13 protein-coding genes are annotated in these 18,706 nt (G+C 37.4%); 12 read left to right on the top strand and 1 reads right to left on the bottom strand.

Annotation, left to right across the window (positions count from 1 at the left end; genetic code table 11):
* The first annotated feature begins 206 nt into the window (after window positions 1–206).
* A complete protein-coding gene (locus BBROOKSOX_RS04390; RefSeq protein ID WP_139660038.1) occupies window positions 207–569 on the top strand; it encodes a diacylglycerol kinase in 363 nt (120 codons plus the stop codon).
* A complete protein-coding gene (locus BBROOKSOX_RS04385; RefSeq protein WP_257607763.1) occupies window positions 518–1,297 on the top strand; it encodes a biotin--[acetyl-CoA-carboxylase] ligase in 780 nt (259 codons plus the stop codon). Before BBROOKSOX_RS04390 ends, BBROOKSOX_RS04385 begins: the two co-directional genes overlap by 52 nt.
* On the opposite strand, the gene BBROOKSOX_RS04380 is transcribed toward BBROOKSOX_RS04385, so the two are convergent.
* A complete protein-coding gene (locus BBROOKSOX_RS04380; RefSeq protein ID WP_139660033.1) occupies window positions 1,257–1,757 on the bottom strand; it encodes a bactofilin family protein in 501 nt (166 codons plus the stop codon). The genes BBROOKSOX_RS04385 and BBROOKSOX_RS04380 overlap by 41 nt on opposite strands.
* 51 nt (window positions 1,758–1,808) lie before the next feature.
* On the opposite strand from BBROOKSOX_RS04380, the gene lptB reads away from it, so the two are divergent.
* The 10 genes from lptB to BBROOKSOX_RS04330 form a co-directional block, all read left to right on the top strand.
* Window positions 1,809–2,537 carry an LPS export ABC transporter ATP-binding protein gene (gene lptB / locus BBROOKSOX_RS04375; protein ID WP_139660031.1) on the top strand — a complete coding sequence of 243 codons (729 nt, stop codon included), beginning with the start codon at window positions 1,809–1,811 and terminating at the stop codon, window positions 2,535–2,537.
* Window positions 2,530–3,546, top strand: a complete 1,017-nt coding sequence (gene tsaD / locus BBROOKSOX_RS04370) for a tRNA (adenosine(37)-N6)-threonylcarbamoyltransferase complex transferase subunit TsaD (protein WP_373896610.1) — start codon at window positions 2,530–2,532, stop codon at window positions 3,544–3,546. Before lptB ends, tsaD begins: the two co-directional genes overlap by 8 nt.
* Entirely contained in the window at window positions 3,543–5,048 is a 1,506-nt protein-coding gene (locus BBROOKSOX_RS04365) for a YifB family Mg chelatase-like AAA ATPase (protein WP_139660027.1), read from the top strand. The genes tsaD and BBROOKSOX_RS04365 overlap by 4 nt, the downstream gene beginning before the upstream one ends.
* Window positions 5,049–5,141: 93 nt before the next feature.
* Window positions 5,142–6,356 (top strand): beta-ketoacyl synthase N-terminal-like domain-containing protein, encoded by a 1,215-nt coding sequence (locus BBROOKSOX_RS04360; protein ID WP_139660024.1) that lies wholly within the window; start codon window positions 5,142–5,144, stop codon window positions 6,354–6,356.
* A complete protein-coding gene (gene lnt / locus BBROOKSOX_RS04355) occupies window positions 6,349–7,806 on the top strand; it encodes an apolipoprotein N-acyltransferase (RefSeq protein WP_139660022.1) in 1,458 nt (485 codons plus the stop codon). The genes BBROOKSOX_RS04360 and lnt overlap by 8 nt, the downstream gene beginning before the upstream one ends.
* A 10-nt stretch (window positions 7,807–7,816) precedes the next feature.
* Window positions 7,817–8,344: a hypothetical protein gene (locus BBROOKSOX_RS04350; RefSeq protein WP_139699840.1), complete on the top strand. Its 528-nt coding sequence runs from the start codon at window positions 7,817–7,819 to the stop codon at window positions 8,342–8,344.
* Window positions 8,331–15,365: an RHS repeat-associated core domain-containing protein gene (locus BBROOKSOX_RS04345; RefSeq protein ID WP_139660017.1), complete on the top strand. Its 7,035-nt coding sequence runs from the start codon at window positions 8,331–8,333 to the stop codon at window positions 15,363–15,365. The genes BBROOKSOX_RS04350 and BBROOKSOX_RS04345 overlap by 14 nt, the downstream gene beginning before the upstream one ends.
* 636 nt (window positions 15,366–16,001) lie before the next feature.
* The gene (locus BBROOKSOX_RS04340; protein ID WP_139660014.1) at window positions 16,002–17,729 is read left to right on the top strand and encodes an RHS repeat domain-containing protein; all 1,728 of its coding nucleotides are present in this window, start codon (window positions 16,002–16,004) and stop codon (window positions 17,727–17,729) included.
* Window positions 17,730–17,794: 65 nt separating this feature from the next.
* Complete coding sequence (locus BBROOKSOX_RS04335; protein WP_180324321.1) at window positions 17,795–18,190, top strand: hypothetical protein; 396 nt, start codon at window positions 17,795–17,797, stop codon at window positions 18,188–18,190.
* 135 nt (window positions 18,191–18,325) lie between these two features.
* On the top strand, window positions 18,326–18,706 hold a 381-nt coding region (locus BBROOKSOX_RS04330; protein ID WP_139660010.1), incomplete at its 3' end, for a hypothetical protein.

The raw sequence follows: 18,706 nt of genomic DNA, 5'->3' as shown, positions 1-18,706 counted from the left end.
CACTTTTCACCCACTTGGCGATTTTTTAAACCCAGCCTTAGCCCTGCTAGGACAAGGTTTAAAGAAATCACCCATTGGGCAAAAATTGGATTTTGCTAATCATCCCTATTTATGCAAAGGTCTCTATATTAACTCAGTAGTTAAATTTTGTCATCTTTGCTTGTCATCCATAATTATATAAAGGTCTCACGATGATGTAAAATAAAATGACTATGAAAAACGAAGCCACAGGATTGAAACGCATTATTAACGCTTTTGGATTTTCAATGCAAGGATTAAAAGCTTGCTACCAGTCAGAAGCCGCCTTTAGGCAAGAGTTGTGGCTTAGTGTTGTGCTCATATCACTCGCATTTTGGTTGAAAGAATCAGCCATTGAGCGCGTACTATTGATTGCACCCGTATTTTTAGTGTTGATTGTTGAGGTGTTAAATTCAGCCATTGAGTCAGTGGTTGACAGAATTGGTGACGAGTATCACCCGCTGTCTGGTGTGGCAAAAGATATGGGCTCAGCGGCAGTATGGCTTTCTTTGGTTTTAGTGCTGGTAACATGGATAATTATCTTAATCTAAGCACCCATCTAAATGGCGATGTTGATTGCCATATTTTTGATTCAATCCCCAGTACTAATGATTATCTTTCATCGTTGGAATTTTCACCAAGAACACAGGTGTGTATTGCCAGCGAACAAACGCAGGGCAAAGGGCAATACAATCGGACATGGTTAAGCAATAAAGACAAGGGTGTTTTATTGTCTATTCGTCGCGTGTTTTCAACTAAGGTTAATTTAAGTGGACTGAGTTTAGTGGTAGGTTTGGCGCTACTTGAAGTGCTGAGAGATTACGGTATTATGGGTTTAGAGCTTAAATGGCCCAATGATATTTATTATCAAGATAAGAAACTGGCTGGGATTTTGATTAAGAATATTACTCGAAACCAAACTCAATCTGTAGTGATAGGCATTGGAGTAAATATTGATGTGAATATAGATTGCCAAACACCGTGGACTGATTTACACTCAATCAGCACGCAAGAATCCATTAATCAGTTTGATCTAACTAAAGATTTAATCAATAAAGTTTTAGAGTTTTGCCAAATTTTTGAAGTGCATGGTTTTACAACTTTTTCTAAGCAGTGGGCAAGTGTGGATTATCTGCAAGGTAAGCAGGTTCGTTATAATGACAACAAACAGACTTTTTTAGGTAAGTGCTGTGGTGTAAACGACGAAGGTGTATTGTTGGTTGCAACTAAAGTGTCAACTAAACAAGTTTATTCGTCTGAGTTTTTGACGCTTCTTTAGTTGCTGCTGACTCTATTTTCTGATTCTCAACCATCGAGACATTACCTTTAAAGTAGGATCCATCTTCAAGAATTACTTTCGGGGCGTTCATATCGCCAGTAACAAAACCCCCCTTGTGGATGATTATTTTTTCATTTGCGTTAATATTACCAACGACACGACCAATGATATTAACGACCCTAGCCTCAATGTTAGCGTTAATATCGCTTAATTTTTCAACGGTAAGAATGTTATCTTTGAGTGATATGGCGCCATCAATTTTGCCAAAAATACTGATATCATTAGTGCCTAATATTTCTCCTTTAATAAAACAACCTTGAGAAATGATGGTTTTTTCTTGACTATTAGCAGTATTAGGACGCTGAGTGTTGTCTGTTGTTGTCACTCTAGGCTTAGCTCTGGTAGGTGTCGTAGAGGCGTCAGGCAGAGTTTCAGTTTTTGGTTTTTTAGTGTTAAACATGAGGTCGTGTATTAATGATAAAATTAAGCATTATAAATAAGTTTACACTTTATGTCTACACAGCATTCACTTAAGGTTACCAATATTAGTAAATCTTATTCGGGTAGAAATGTCGTTTCAAGTGTCTCATTTTTCGTGCAAAGTGGTGAAATAGTCGGTTTATTAGGGCCAAATGGCGCAGGAAAAACCACTTGTTTTTATATCGCTTGTGGATTGGTTAAGACAGATTCTGGGCAAGTTGTTTTAAATAACCATAAAATTGACCATTTACCCATGCATAAACGCGCTAAATTAGGGTTGGGTTATTTACCTCAAGAGCCATCTGTTTTTAGGAAATTATCTGTTGCAGATAATATTATGGCAGTTTTAGAGATTAATCAAGCCTTGGACAAGGATGCCCAAAAGAATCGTTTAGAAGAATTATTAGCAGAATTTAATATCGGGCATATTCGTGCTCTTAATGGATTAAGTTTGTCTGGTGGTGAAAGACGACGCGTGGAAATTGCCAGAGCAGTGGCAATGGAGCCAAAATTTATCTTATTAGACGAGCCATTTGCAGGTGTTGATCCAATTTCTGTGGGCGACATACAGCAAATTATTTTCCATCTAAAAAATAAAGGTATTGGTGTGTTAATTACCGACCATAATTACCGTGAAGTACTAGATACTTGTGACCATTCTTATGTATTACACGATGGCGTGATTATTACTGAGGGCAATAAGGAGCAAATCTTAAATAATGACAGGGTGCGCGAAGTCTATTTAGGTGCGCGTGACTAATTTCATCACATTGGGTATAGAAAGTTCATGCGATGAAACGGGTATTGGTCTGTATTCACAGCAAGACGGGTTGATTGCACACCAATTATTTTCTCAAGTTGACATCCATCAAGAATACGGCGGCGTTGTGCCAGAATTAGCATCCCGTGACCATATACAGCGCGTCTTGCCACTCATTAAAGCCGTGCTTGAAGACGGTAAAATAAAGCTCACCGATATCAGTGCTATTGCCTATACAGCTGGACCGGGTCTGGCAGGGGCGTTGTTAGTGGGTAGCGCTGTGGCAAAATCTTTGGCTTGGAGTCTAAAAATCCCCGCATTAGGCGTGCACCATATGGAAGGGCATTTGCTCGCACCACTCTTAGAAGACAAGCAACCTGAATTTCCCTTTGTGGCGTTACTAGTCTCTGGCGGGCATACAATGCTAGTTGATGTTGAAGCGATAGGGCAATACAAAATTTTGGGTGAATCTTTAGATGATGCAGTCGGTGAAGCCTTTGACAAAACGGCTAAGATACTAGGTTTGGGTTATCCGGGCGGACCAGCACTTGCTGCACTTGCTGAGCAAGGCAGGCAGGGCGTTTTTAAATTCCCAAGACCGATGATAGACAGACCAGGACTGGACTTTAGTTTTAGCGGTCTCAAGACTTTTGCACGCAATACCTTTGCTAAACACCCAGAGCAAAAAGCCGATATTGCCAAAGCCTTTGAAGTGGCAGCAACACAAACACTGATGATTAAATGCCGTCGAGCCTTAGAGCAAACAGGGCGTAAAACTTTGGTTGTGGCAGGCGGTGTCAGCGCGAATAAAGCACTCAGAGAGGAGTTGGATGCGATGGGTGAAAAAGTAGAGGCACAAGTATTTTATCCACGCCAAGATTTTTGTACTGATAATGGTGCAATGATCGCCCTTGCTGGGCATCTAAGACTGATTAAAGGACAAGTATCAAAAGGCAATGAAATTGTCGTTAAACCTCGATGGAGTTTGGAGCAATTACAAGCAGTATGAGCCAATTAAGCCAAGTATTTACGCGTGCATCAACAGGATTAGAGGCACCATTGGTCACCATTGAAGTGCATATTTCGAGTGGTTTACCAGGGTTTTCTATCGTTGGATTGCCTGAGGGTGCCGTGCGTGAGAGTAAAGACCGTGTACGCAGTGCCCTCATAAACTCACAATTTAAATTTCCCAAAGGACGCATTACCGTCAGCCTAGCGCCAGCTAACCTGCCTAAAAGTGGTGGTAGATATGACCTGCCAATTGCGATTGGTTTGTTGTTGGCAAGTGGACAAATTAAAGAAAAAATAAATTTAGACAGTTTTGAATTGTATGGTGAGCTAGGGTTAAACGGCTCATTGCGTGCTACCGAAGGCTTATTGCCCGCTATTATTGCCAGTAGTCAAGACGCGCATAGTATTATTTTACCAATACAAGAATCCGCTCAATATACCTTGGTTAATCAAGCAATAATCTACCCCTGTGAGCATTTATTGCAAGTTTGTGATTTTGTACAAGGTGCCAGTAATGTTAATCAATTGGTTCATAAGCTAACGGATAAGCAGACAATTTATAACAATGATTTTTCTCAAGTTAAAGGCCAATACCACGCCAAACGCGCATTGGAAATTGCTGCTAGTGGTGGGCACAATCTACTTCTAGTCGGTACACCCGGCTCAGGTAAGACCATGTTAGCAGAGCGACTACCTTCAATTATGCCACCGCTTAGTGATGACAAAGCACTAGAGCGCGCTTCAATTTATTCGGTCGCCAACAAACCATTGGATTTAACTCAGTTAAAAGTTCGCCCCTTTCGCTCTCCGCATCATTCGTCTTCAGCAGTTGCATTGGTTGGTGGTGGTTCAATTCCCAGACCTGGTGAAATATCGCTTGCTCATGAAGGTGTATTGTTTCTAGATGAATTGCCAGAATTTCCAAGAAGTGTTTTAGAAGTTTTGCGTCAACCCTTAGAAAATGGCGTTATTCATTTGTCCCGTGCCGCCCAACAAACTACTTTTCCTGCCAATTTTCAACTTATTGGCGCAATGAACCCCTGTCCCTGTGGCTATTATGGTGATGGCACCAGCAAGTGCCATTGCACAGAGGATCAAATTGATAGATACAAAAATAAAATCTCAGGTCCACTACTAGATAGGATTGATATGATGCTTACCGTGCCCCCGCTACCAAAAGAAGCATTACTTGGACAAACCAATAGTAGCGCAGAGTCAAGTGCAGTGATACGAGAAAGAGTGCTAAAAGCTAACAACATTCAATTCAAACGCCAAGCTAAATTTAACGACAAACTGACACCCGATGAAATAGAAAAGTCCATACCTCTAAGCAAAGAGAATAAGCAACTATTGTCTGATGCTATTGACAAATTTCACTTGTCAGCAAGAGCCTATCACCGCATTCTCAAAGTTGCCAGAACCATTGCTGATTTAGACAACTCAAACAGCGTCAACATTCAGCATCTCAGCGAAGCGATTGGTTATCGGCGTGAGTCTTGAGTTATTTTGATACTATTTTTTGTATTTTTATGGACAAAAAAAGGTCTAAAATAGGTCGTTAATTTTTTAAAGTATTTGCACAAAGGGAGACATTTGAAGCGAGTTGTTATTACAGGACTGGGCATTGTTAGTAGCATTGGCAATGACACAAGTGCCGTTTTATCTTCATTAAAAAATCACACATCAGGCATTGTATTCTCAGAAAAGCTCAAAGAGCTTAATTTACGCTCACAAGTTATTGGCGATATCAATATAGACATTAGCCAATATTTAACTAAAAAACAACGCAGGTTTCTTTCACCTGTTGCTTCTCTTTGTGCTATTGCTATGAGCCAAGCTGTTGCAAACTCAGGTTTAAGTGAAGCCCAAATATCTAACCAAAACACAGGACTGATTGTTGGCTCAGGCAGCGCCTCTAATGACAATGTGATTGATGCCTACGAAACCCTAAAAACCAAAGGGGCTAAAAAAATTGACCCTTTTAAAATTTTAAAAACCATGAGTTCTACCGCCAGTGCTAATTTGACCAGTCTATTTAAAATTAAAGGTTTGAGTTATTCTATCAGTGCAGCCTGTGCTACTTCTAGCCATTGTATCGGCAACGCCTTTGAACAAATTCAACAAGGCAAACAAAGCATCGTGTTTGCAGGAGGCGGTGATGAAGTGCACTGGTCATCTGCCGTATTATTTGATGCTATGCGTGCCTTAGTGTCAACCAACAATCCAAAAGATTCCTCTATACCATTTGCCAAAGACAGAAATGGTTTTGCGCTCTCAGGTGGTGCGGGTATCATCGTTTTAGAAAGCCTAGAACACGCTCAGCAACGAGGTGCTAATATCTTGGTAGAACTTATTGCCTACGGCACTAGTAGTGATGGCGGTGATATTGTCAAGCCTAACACTGAAGGTGCGATTCTTGCCATGCAAAAAGCCATTCATCAAGCAAAAGATTGTGGTGTTGATGTCATTGACTATATCAATGCCCATGCCGCTAGCACCAAGGTAGGCGACATCAGTGAAATTCAAGCCATCCAATCAGTCTTTGGCTATACCATTCCATCTATAAGCTCTACCAAGTCACTTACAGGACACCCGATTGGCGCCAGTGGAGTACATGAGCTGATTTATTCAATATTGATGATACAACATAATTTTGCATTTGGCAATCATGATTATGAATTAGGTGATGAATTTAAAGATACACCTATTCTAAAACACAATCAAGATATGCCAATAAGTACCGTGATGAGTAACAGTTTTGGCTTCGGTGGTACGAATGCATCGCTGATTATTAAGAAGTATGGTTAATTACCTATTAGTCGTATTCGCAGGACTTATAACGCCTTTTGCTTTTGCGCCCTTTGGCTATATTCCCACTATTTTTATTGGTCATCTTATTCTATTTTGGCTAATATTTAACAGTAAAGACAATAAACAAGCTTTCAAAATTGGATTGGTATTTGGCTTATCTGAGTATTTGCTTGGATTTTATTGGATGTTCTCTATTGTAGAAGGTTATGACATTAACTATCAAATTGTAATGTCTATTACCATCTTAGGAATTATCACAATCATTGCTCTACTTCTAGGGATGTCGTCATACATTGTCAAAAGACTCTCCAACAATAGTGTTTTTTATTATGCTTTATTTACCCCATCTATCTTTACGCTATACGAATGGATAAAGTCATGGCTGTTTACTGGCTTTCCTTGGTATGCAAGTAGTGACTCTTTGGATATTTTTGATTTGTATAGTTTGTTGCCAGTTGTTGGGTATTTGGGCTTATGTTTTGTATTCTATATTTTTATTGGTATTTGCACCTATTTAATTAAAAACTACAAGAACAAAACATCTTATTTTTTATTTTTTACTTATTTATTATTGTTGACTTTTGCTATTTTGTTTACTAAAAATATTAATTGGACAACAGACATAAAAGAAACCAATATCAGAATTATTACGGGTGATTTTGACTTAAATCAAAAAAATAATCGCTATGAAGTGATTAATCGATTTAATAAATACAAGGCCTTAAGTAACACTCAGCCAACAGCGGATATTACCGTGTGGCCTGAGTCAACCATTAGCATTGATTATCAAGACATTGAAAAACATATTGATTCAAATAGTATAAACACCGATGTGTTTTCAGGGGTCTATTATCAAGAACAAGATGGAAGTAAAAACACGCTTTTTAGTTTTTCTAAAAATAAACCTGTTTATTATAAAGAACATCTTATCCCCTTTGGTGAATACACGCCTTGGTGGTTCACTTTGTTAAGACCACTGCTGCCAAAATTTAACATGGATAGTTTATTTGCCGGTAGTAATGAGAACAATTTTACCGTTGATAACATTAAAGTCTTTAGTTCTATTTGCTTTGAAATTTTGTTCTCAACTGAACTTCTAGATAGATCAAAAGACGCTAATATACACATACACATTAGCGACTTAGGCTGGTTTGATAATACTATAGCAATAGATTATTTGCTAAATGTGGCAAGAATGCGAGTCATTGAAACTTCCAAGCCAATGGTTTATAGTGTTAATAAAGGGCATTCTGCATTTATTGACCACAAGGGTGTTATTATGAGTAAACAATCTATTTCTGGACTTTACATGTTAAATCAAACACTTGCCCCACAACAAGGGACAACCTTTTACACAAAATACAAAAATACTCCATTATTAGGTACAATAATCCTTTTATTTTTCATATTTATTTTTCGTCGTGGAAAAAAAAGCAAAACTATTTAATAGCATAGCATTGATACTAGCAGTATTCAGTATTGTCATTCTAACGAATACGAATAATAATACTTATGACGCAAATACACAAGAGTTATCAAATACTAAAACTAGTTTACAGCAGTCAAATTCTAGCATAAATGAATATCAAGATTTTAGCGGTAAAACTATCATTAAAAATACTTTACCAAAAACTCTTAAAAATGTAGAGTCAGAAGTTAAGGCTATCAATATAGGTCTAGATAAGGATTTAAAAAGTCTAGAAGAGCAAAAAGCAGAAGTGATTGCACAAACCTCAGATGCAGATAACTTAAAAGCAGAAGTACAGGCTATTTTAAAACTAGCAGCTGAAGCTGGTGCTGATAATAAAGCCATAGAGAAATCTTTTAACACCGCCCTTAATGCACCGATCACCAGTAAGCCTTCTTTGAAACTAGAAAAAGAACTCACTGTCATAGATAGAGATGCTGTAAATATAGAAAACACCATGGAGTCTTTAGGGGTACTAAATAATAATATTAAGGAGTCAAATAATGATAACAATTAACAAACTATTTATCTTACTTGTTACTATTGTAAGTCTTTCTACTTACGCAAACTTAGTGACAAACTTAGAGGGCGAAGCCAAAGTTAATAATGGTTACTTGTCATATATTACACCTTTGGCACTACCTCAAGGTATTAATAAGTTATCACCAAATTTAAGTATTAACTACACTCAAGGCTCTGGTAGTTCACCACTGGGCTTAGGCTTTAAACTCTCTGGTTTACCCTCTGTGAGTCGTTGTGCTAAAACCGAAAAAATTGATGGTATAGAACACGGGGTTTTATTAAATGAAGAAGACGCTTATTGTTTGGAAGGTATACGACTCATAAAGATAAGCGACAATAAATACAGACTCATCAATAACTCCAATATTAAAGCAACACTGAGTAACAATGCTTGGACAGTTTACTACCCAAATGGTGTCAATAAAAAATTTACATCTGCCAATAACTACAATAATAAAATACTTAATTGGAATCTTGTGACTACTAAAGACAAGTTTAACAACACGATTGATTATAACTACATGGTTGATAATAATATCTATTATGTTAATACTATTAGTTATAACAATCACAAAGTCGTTTTTAACTACAAGAACAGCCCACATCAATACATTGATTATCGGTTTGGTGTAAAACACCAACACAATAAACTGCTTGATAATATTGCCATTTATACAAAAGATCACCCACTTAAAACTTATAAACTCAACTACCAAACAGCAACTACTTATTCTCGATTAAACGAGATCATTCTTTGTGACGGTGTCAATGTTTGCACCAAACCACTAACTTTTGGTTATAAGCAACTTGAGAGCAATAACGACCCAGATATTAGTGATATTATTGCCGAGGACTCTGCTTTAGACACTGTAGAGGATGATGACGATATAGTAAATGCCGATGAAATCAAATATGAAAAAATTATTGCCAATGCTGACGAGGTTTTAAATTATGGTGTTGCTGACTTTAATAATGATGGTAATAATGATGTCTGCTATTTAGATAACACAGGGCTTAATTGTGCTCTAGGAGATGGCAGTGGTAAATTTGGTGGCTTTAGCAAATGGACGAACGCACTAAGTGATAGCAATTGGCACAAATTAGAGCATAGCGCAAACTTAAGTTTTATTGATGTTAACCATGATGGCTGGACAGATTATTGTGCTGTTGATGATAAAGGTGTATGGTGCGGGCTTAATAGTAAAGATAATTCATTTGTTAGTGATAAATATTGGTCAACCATTGCCAATGTTGAAGATGCACTTCGCTTTATTGATATTAACAAGGATAACCTAATTGATTTGTGCTATTTTGGTGATGATGGCATCCATTGTGCCAATAACAACGGCAGTGAATTTGGCAGCAAATATCAACACAGTAGCCTAGTCTTTGATATTGAGATCAATGACACCAAAATACCACAACCGCAATTCTTAGATACTAATGGGGATAATATATTAGATATTTGTGGTTTTAAAAACAAGGCTTATCAATGTGCGATTGGTTATAAAGATAGCGACAATAATTTTGTATACAAAAATTCAGTCAACTTTATTAATGATTTAAACCTGCAAGACTATAGCGACAAACAACTAGAAAGATTTAACAACAGTTTTAAACTTGCAGATTTAAATAACGATGGTTTGGTTGATTTGTGTTACAGGGGCAAGGATAGTTTAGAATACAATTGTCATCTCAATACAGGTAACAATTATGCCAACAAATCTACTTGGCTCACCTTGCCAAGTGAGATGGCGTATACTGATAACGGCTTTGCTGATAACTACGACAATGCCATCCATTTTAGTGATGAAAACGCCGATGGACTTAGTGATTTTTGCACCATTATTGCGAATAAAAGATGGTGTTATAACAACATAAACAATGGCTTTAGCCAAAGTGCAAGCAAAACACTATTAGATGTTGATTTAAGCGCTATTAACAAAACCACCAGTGGCTATACTAGACCACTTAAAAAATTATTTGGTTTAAAAACTACTTTCCACACTTTAATAGTAAATAGCAGATATGGACCTTTTAAAACAGTAATAGACCTAAACAACGATGGCTGGAATGACTTTTGTTATCGCTCTTATGGCGGACTAAATTGTGTTTATGAAGAAAAACAACCTATTGCTCTACTAAGCAAGGTTACCAATAGTTTTGGACTTAGTACAGATATTAACTATGAAAAACTTAACAATGTCAACTACACATCAAGTGCGAGTAATCATCCTATTATTAGCACCACACCACAACTCAATTTAGTCAGTAGTATTGTAGTTGATACCCCAACTGGTGAAACCAATCAAGTCAATTATCACTACAGTGGCTATAAATATCATCTAGATGATGGCTCACTAGGTTTTGAGTCTATAACCGTCACCAATCCTAGTAAAAATACTGTTATTACCACTACTTACGAGCAAGACAAAGATGATTTAATTGGTAGTATTGTAGAGTCTAACACGACAGTAGATGGTGTGCTTGCCTATAAAAAACAAAACGAATATCAGCTATCTCAGCCCTATAGTAATGTTAAAAATATTCAAATAACCAAAACTACAGAAACTTTTTATGAAAACAACATCCTAACTAAAAAAATCATTAATGAATATAGCAACTACAATCAATATAACCAAGCTCAAAAAATCGTTGAAAGCAAAAGCAATAATTTTGACCAAAGTCTCGTTACTACAAGTATAGGTCAATATACACAAGATACTAAGAACTGGCTGTTAAACTTGCCAACAAAACTAGAAGTAACCCACGCTCGAGATGGTAAAACCACCACCAGAGAAACCACCTACACTTATAGTGACGGTAATTTGATTAGACAAACTATTCAACCAAACTTTAACTTAGCACTTACCACTAATTACCAATACAATGCTCAAGGTTTAGTTAATAAAACCACCAACACAGATAAAAACGGCAATACCAAAACAACATTCAGAACCTATGATAGTTTTGGTAAAGTCACCTCGGCTACTAATACCCTAGGACAAACAGCTTATAATACTTATGATAGCCAGTGCTCTTTTGTCAATCAAAGTACTGCCATTAGTGGTTTAAAGACAAAATTCACCTATGACAGTTTATGTCGAATAAAAACCAAAACCTTAGCAACAGGAGAAGTGATTACTTATACTTACGAATGGAGTGATGGCGTAGAACTTGGTAATGATTATCAAGGTCTAGGGCTTAATTTTAAAGATAGCAGTATCTATAGTGTGCTTGTCAGTAGTAATACGGGTAGTTGGCATAAAACCTACTATAACGCCATTGGTAATAAAGTTAGAGAAGTAGCGCTTATTGATAACGACAAACATAGCATAACTGACATTGTTTATGATAAACATGGTAATATTAAAGCGCAGTCACTGCCTTATTTTGAAGGCTTATTTGCAGGGGGTAATGTAGCTTGGAGTGTGTATGAATATGACAATAAAAACAGAATAATACAAGTCAAAACCCCAAATGAGCATGGTAAGTATATCAACATCAATACCACTTATAGTGCAAATACCATTACCAATAACAACCAAGGGCAAATCACCAAAACTACTCAAGATATCAGTGGTAATGATAAGAGTATTGTCAAAAACAATCAACAAACCATTAGCTACACTTATGACGCAATTGGCAATCTTACTAGAACCGATAAAGACAACAGTATTATTACCCTAGAATATGACGAGCTAGGAAACAAAACCAAGAGCATTGACCCAGCTATGGGAATTTGGTCTTATGTTTATAACGGCTTTGGAGAACTAACGCAACAAACCGATAGCAAAGGACAAATCACCAGTATTGAATATGACAAACTAGGTAGAATTGTTAAAAAAACCTTAGCAGGTCAAGTTTCTACTTGGGTCTATGATGATAAAGGCAGACTCTCGTCTGAAAGTAAGATAATTGGTGGCACTCAAATCGTTGGCAAATCTTACAGTTATGATAGTTTGTCAAGACTGAACGAAGTCACACTGAGTATTATTATTAATAATAATACTCAAGACTTTACTACCAAATACGAATACGATGAAAGTTCGCGCATCAAAACCATTACCTATCCTGATGGCTTTACTGAGCATAAAGACTACACCCTAAGTGGTGGCGCAAAAAAAGTCTCTGTGCCTAAAAACGATGTTTGGGATTATGACTACCTTTCTTTAGAAAAGTCCTTGGCAAAAACTGCTATTAGAATTACAGAACTCAATAAAGAAGCAGAAGAGTTAGAATCAAAAGCCCAAGAATATCTAGCCGAGGCGGCTAAGTATGAACATTATGCAGAAAACTATCAAAGAACTTCTGATAGCTATGAAGACTATGCTAATAGACTAGATTATTACTCGAATAAATATTATCAATATTATCAAAATCACCAAAGACTAGCCAGTAGTTACAGAGCTAAAGCCAATTATTACTACAGAAAATTCGGCAATGTAACACTGAGTTATGTTAAAACAGTAAATGGTAGGCACTATTATCGGAATACCGACTGCACTAATAAAAACTGGAAAGGTAGTTGCAGAAGACAAAACAACTATAACGCTTATATCCCGACTTGGATGGTTCAAGACGAAGATACTTGTGGCAATGGAACTACAACAAGTGGTTGGAAGGGAAGAGTAATTTGTTATGCCGGACCTGGAAGAAAAATTAATGTCTCGAAAACATACAACAAACAGGCGGATTATTATCAAAGAACAGCCAATCGATATAAGGGTTACTCAGAGCATTATGCAGATCGCAGTAAATATTATCAACAGCGCTCTGATGAAATTCAACAGCAAGCAGATGAAGCACTAGAGACTGCTAATAATTATAAACAACAAGCTTCGGAGCAAACCACGCAGTTGAATAAAATAATGAACGAGTTAGAGGATCAAAAAAATACCCAACAAGAGCTGCAAACCGTCCTCAACAACCGTTTGAATGGCACCATTGTCGCTTTATGGACAGCCATCAGCTATGACGCTTATAACAAGCCAAAATCCATTCTATATGGTAATGGCTCACTTACTCGTAATATTTACAGCCCTCATAACAACAACCTAACTTCTATTGAAATCGGCAGAGGTGGTGATTTAATTAACAATATGAGTTATAGGTATGACAAGCATAATAATATCACTAGTATTGTTAACTCTATAACTAATGAAACACACAATTATAGTTATGATGATATGGATAGAATTACCAACTGGCAATATTCAAATAATAGTTATAGTACCCAAAAAGACTATCGTTATGACATCCAAAACAACCTAACCTTTAAAACAGGTGCAGGCAATATGACATACAACACCGCCAACCAACTCACCAGCAGAATTGACAACAACACCCTAACGCACACTTATCAATACGACGCCAACGGCAACCAAACACAAAGCACAGGAAATAATGCTAGAATTATTGAATATACCCCATTCAACAAAACCAAAAAACTAACCACCCAAACAACTAACGGCACTGAGGTTAACGAAACCACCTATGATGCCAACAACAACCGCATCATCCAAAAAGCCTACCATGATACAAGCACCGGCACCCATCCAAACAAGATTACCTACCACATCAACAAAGGCTACACAGTTATCCATACCACAGACAATCAAAACAACGAAGTCATCATCCATAGACATAACATCTTTGTTAATGGTAAAGTCGTTGCCACCTATGATAAAGCCTTAGTCAACAATGTAAAAGCCGTTGACCAAGTTGCCTACATGCACACCGATGCCCTAGGCAATATCGTAACAGTTACCGGCAATAATGGCGAGATAAGGCTAAGACAAGCCACCTCCCCTTTTGGTGAAACCATCACCCAGGGCTTAGTTGATAACACCGCAACAGGCCACTTCCAAAAAGATGATTTGAGAGGCTTTACAGGACACGAACAACTACCAAGACACAACATCATCAATATGAATGCAAGGCTGTATGACCCACTTACTGCTAGGTTTTTAAGTGCAGATAGCCTAATACCCAACAGCAAAGACCCACTTGCATACAACAGATATATCTATGTTAGAAACAACCCCCTTAAATACACCGATCCAACAGGACACTGGTGGCAGCTAGCCGTAGCTGCCGTTATGATGGTCATTAGCGCTACGACTGACGATCCAGCCATTGCTAAGGTAACCGCAATAGCAGGTATGCTACTGATGGGCGACGCCCTAGGCGGTGCAGGATTGAGTGCTGCTGAATCTGGGGCAGTTATTGGATTTACTCAAGGCACACTCAACTCAGCCAATTTAGGTGAAGGTGTAAAACAAGGCGTTATCTCTGGTATTACTGCAGCAGCAATAAGTGAGGTGGCACACGGCGGTGAAAATAACGCTAGTGAATTTACAACAACAGAACAACTCGCCCTGCAAGGCTTAGTCGGTGGTATCTCAACCGAACTTCGAGGAGGTAAATTCCAAGATGGCTTTGTCTCAGCAATCATATCCAAAGGTGTTGATTTAGGATTAGAGGGTCAGCAACTAGATTTTTATACCCAAGGTGCAATTACAATGATTGCAGGTGGGCTCGCCTCCAAAGCAGGGGGTGGTAGTTTTGAAGATGGGGCTGTTCAGGCGGGGATGGTGTTTTTGTATAATGCATGGGGGGATATTTTTAAAGTTAAAGTGAGTGCAGGTGCAAAAGTTGGCGCAAAAGTAAGAGCATTTGGTGTTGCAAAAGTTGGAGTTAATGCTGATATTGGATCTGCAAATCAAGAGTGGATTTATGGTTCAGGTGGTTGGCGGTCTGAGGGTTATGGCAGTCAAGGTGTTGATGGTGAAGTTGGAGTTTTAAATGTTGATTTCGGAGGGTCTTATGGCAGAACACACCCAGTAGGAGGTAATAACTGGACAGACTTTAAAGCAACTGGTAAAACACCTAATATTAGTGGATTTGGGCTAGATGGGAAGTTTGGAATGGAAGCAACAGGTTTAATTGGAGTAGGCTTTGAGATAGATTTTGGCGAAATTCCTAATTTTTTCCAAGATAGATTTGGTTGGTAAAATCAATGAAAGTAAAATATTTGTTTTTGTTTTCAGTTATTATCTTACCATTGAATATAACAAGTTATATTGCTGAGTTGTTTAACTATCATATAAATTTCCACTTAACTGAAAAAGACAATCTTATACTTTCTTTCTGGCTAGGAAGTATTATCATTTCATTTTTTATTCTTTTGTTTAAACTACTACAGCACGCCTACCCAAAAAGCAAACTACATTTCTTTTTGCTGTTCTTTTTATCAGTTTTTTATTATTGGTTTTACTGTTTAAAATATTACAATAAACAATTGGAAGAAAGCAAGAAACCACCTGAGAATATCTCAAAACACCTAAAGCAAGCATTTATTTTGTCTCTGCCAGTATTGATAATAGGGGTGATAGAATTATTTGGCATAGATGTGCATGATTTTATTGCAGTGTTATCAATGATATTTTTAATATTCCCAACTTTCTATTTATGGTACTACATGCTAGTTGATGTTTATGAAAAGAATAAACTTCATTTTGTTTTTATGTATTTATGCTTTCCTTATATCTGGATTTATTACATATTTTTTTATGAAAAAGGCTTTAGTCTAATTAACAAAATAAAAAATAAGAAGCGATATAAAAGATAAAGGAAAACAAACGTTAATTATGCAAACCACCCTCAACAACCAACTCACCAGCAGAATTGACAACAACACCCTAACGCACACTTATCAATACGACGCCAACGGCAACCAAACACAAAGCACAGGAAATAATGCTAGAATTATTGAATATACCCCATTCAACAAAACCAAAAAACTAACCACCCAAACAACTAACGGCACTGAGGTTAACGAAACCACCTATGATGCCAACAACAACCGCATCATCCAAAAAGCCTACCATGATACAAGCACCGGCACCCATCCAAACAAGATTACCTACCACATCAACAAAGGCTACACAGTTATCCATACCACAGACAATCAAAATAACGAAGTCATCATCCATAGACATAACATCTTTGTTAATGGTAAAGTCGTTGCCACCTATGATAAAGCCTTAGTCAACAATGTAAAAGCCGTTGACCAAGTTGCCTACATGCACACCGATGCCCTAGGCAATATCGTAACAGTTACCGGCAATAATGGCGAGATAAGGCTAAGACAAGCCACCTCCCCTTTTGGTGAAACCATCACCCAGGGCTTAGTTGATAACACTGCAACAGGTCACTTCCAAAAAGATGATTTGAGAGGCTTTACAGGACACGAACAACTACCAAGACACAACATCATCAATATGAATGCAAGGCTGTATGACCCACTTACTGCTAGGTTTTTAAGTGCAGATAGCCTAATACCCAACAGCAAAGACCCACTTGCATACAACAGATATATCTATGTTAGAAACAACCCCCTTAAATACACCGATCCAACAGGACACTGGTGGCAGCTAGCCGTAGCTGCCGTCATGATGGTCATTAGCGCTACGACTGACGATCCAGCCATTGCTAAGGTAACCGCAATAGCAGGTATGCTACTGATGGGCGACGCCCTAGGCGGTGCAGGATTGAGTGCTGCTGAATCTGGGGCAGTTATTGGATTTACTCAAGGCACACTCAACTCAGCCAATTTAGGTGAAGGTGTAAAACAAGGTGTTATCTCTGGTATTACTGCAGCAGCAATAAGTGAGGTGGCACACGGCGGTGAAAATAACGCTAGTGAATTTACAACAACAGAACAACTCGCCCTGCAAGGCTTAGTCGGTGGTATCTCAACCGAACTTCGAGGAGGTAAATTCCAAGATGGCTTTGTCTCAGCAATCATATCCAAAGGTGTTGATTTAGGATTAGAGGGTCAGCAACTAGATTTTTATACCCAAGGCGCAATTACAATGATTGCAGGTGGGCTCGCCTCCAAAGCAGGGGGTGGTAGTTTTGAAGATGGGGCTATTGCTGCGGAGATGGTGTTTTTGTATAACAATTTTGGATTTAAAGTGGATAAAAATAGAGCAGGTGGCAATGGTCATACTACTTTATATTTGCAGGATAAGAAAGGCAATTGGTATGCATATGATCAAGGGGCAATTGGCAATCATTCACCAATTAAACTTCTTGCAAACATGGGGGTCGGGGCTAGGGTTAGTCTAAGAAGAATTTCTTCTCCATCTAAAGATGCTGTTATGTACAACACGACTGTCAGTGATGACAAGCTTATATACAGAAGTGCTATAGAAAGCCAGAAAAGCCATAATAGTGGCAAAATCTTGTATCGTTTGTTTAGTAATAATTGCACAGATGCAGCAGTTGATGTCATCAATAATTCAGGAGTTGGAATAAATATTCCAAATTCTGCATTTACAGTGAAACCTAACTCTTGGTTTGAACAGTTTTGACGTTAAATCTACTTAAAATTGTATTTTATATAGTGTTTATGTTTATGCATTCTTGTTCTAAAAATATGGATATGCAAAAAACTGTTTTTGTTGATAACTTTGTAATATATACCAATATTAATAAGATGAAATATTTGAAAGAACAAGCATCTACTTTTGTGTATGGTAATTTAAATATTAAGGCAAAATCTAGTGGGTTTAAATTTGATACTTTTGACTTAAATTGTGTACAAATAAAAGTTAATGAAAATAATAGCAATATGCTATATATTGACAGCATTGCTTCTGTATTGACTCAAGCATTTGAAACTAAAGAAAATATAATAGATGTTGATGTATATTGGTCTTTTAATGGGGATCTTGAGAAAGAAAATATAAATAATCTTTCGTTTGATTTAAGTTACTTTGATGAAAAAAAATGCGTTAATACCTCATATGAGGATATGTTTGGAAAACGGTAAAAAATATATAAATAGTCACTCCTTAAAAACCCCACAGTAAATAAGGGGATGCTACTCCTTTATAAAACAAGAGGACACAAGCATTAATTATGCAAACCATCCTGAACAACTAAGTCATCAGCAGAATTGATACAAATGCACATACTCACGCCTACCAATATTACGCCAATAGTTCTTTTCAATACCCCCCTTGAGAGCTGTAATCAAACTAGAAATATTAGGCATTACAACATAAATATAAGTAATAATATAACCTATAATAAAAATATTGAATACACCCCATTCAACAAAACCAAAAAACTAACCACCCAAACAACTAACGGCACTGAGGTTAATGAAACCACCTATGATGCCAACAACAACCGCATCATCCAAAAAGCCTACCATGATACAAGCACCAGCACCCATCCAGACAAGATTACCTACCACATCAACAAAGGCTACACAGTTATCCATACCACAGACAATCAAAACAACGAAGTCATCATCCATAGACATAACATCTTTGTTAATGGT

Source organism: bacterium endosymbiont of Bathymodiolus sp. 5 South (genome assembly GCF_900128535.1).
In the GTDB taxonomy this organism is placed as follows: domain Bacteria; phylum Pseudomonadota; class Gammaproteobacteria; order PS1; family Pseudothioglobaceae; genus Thiodubiliella.
Note: the sequence above shows the minus strand (reverse complement) of the source record. Positions and strands in the feature narration are given on the sequence as shown.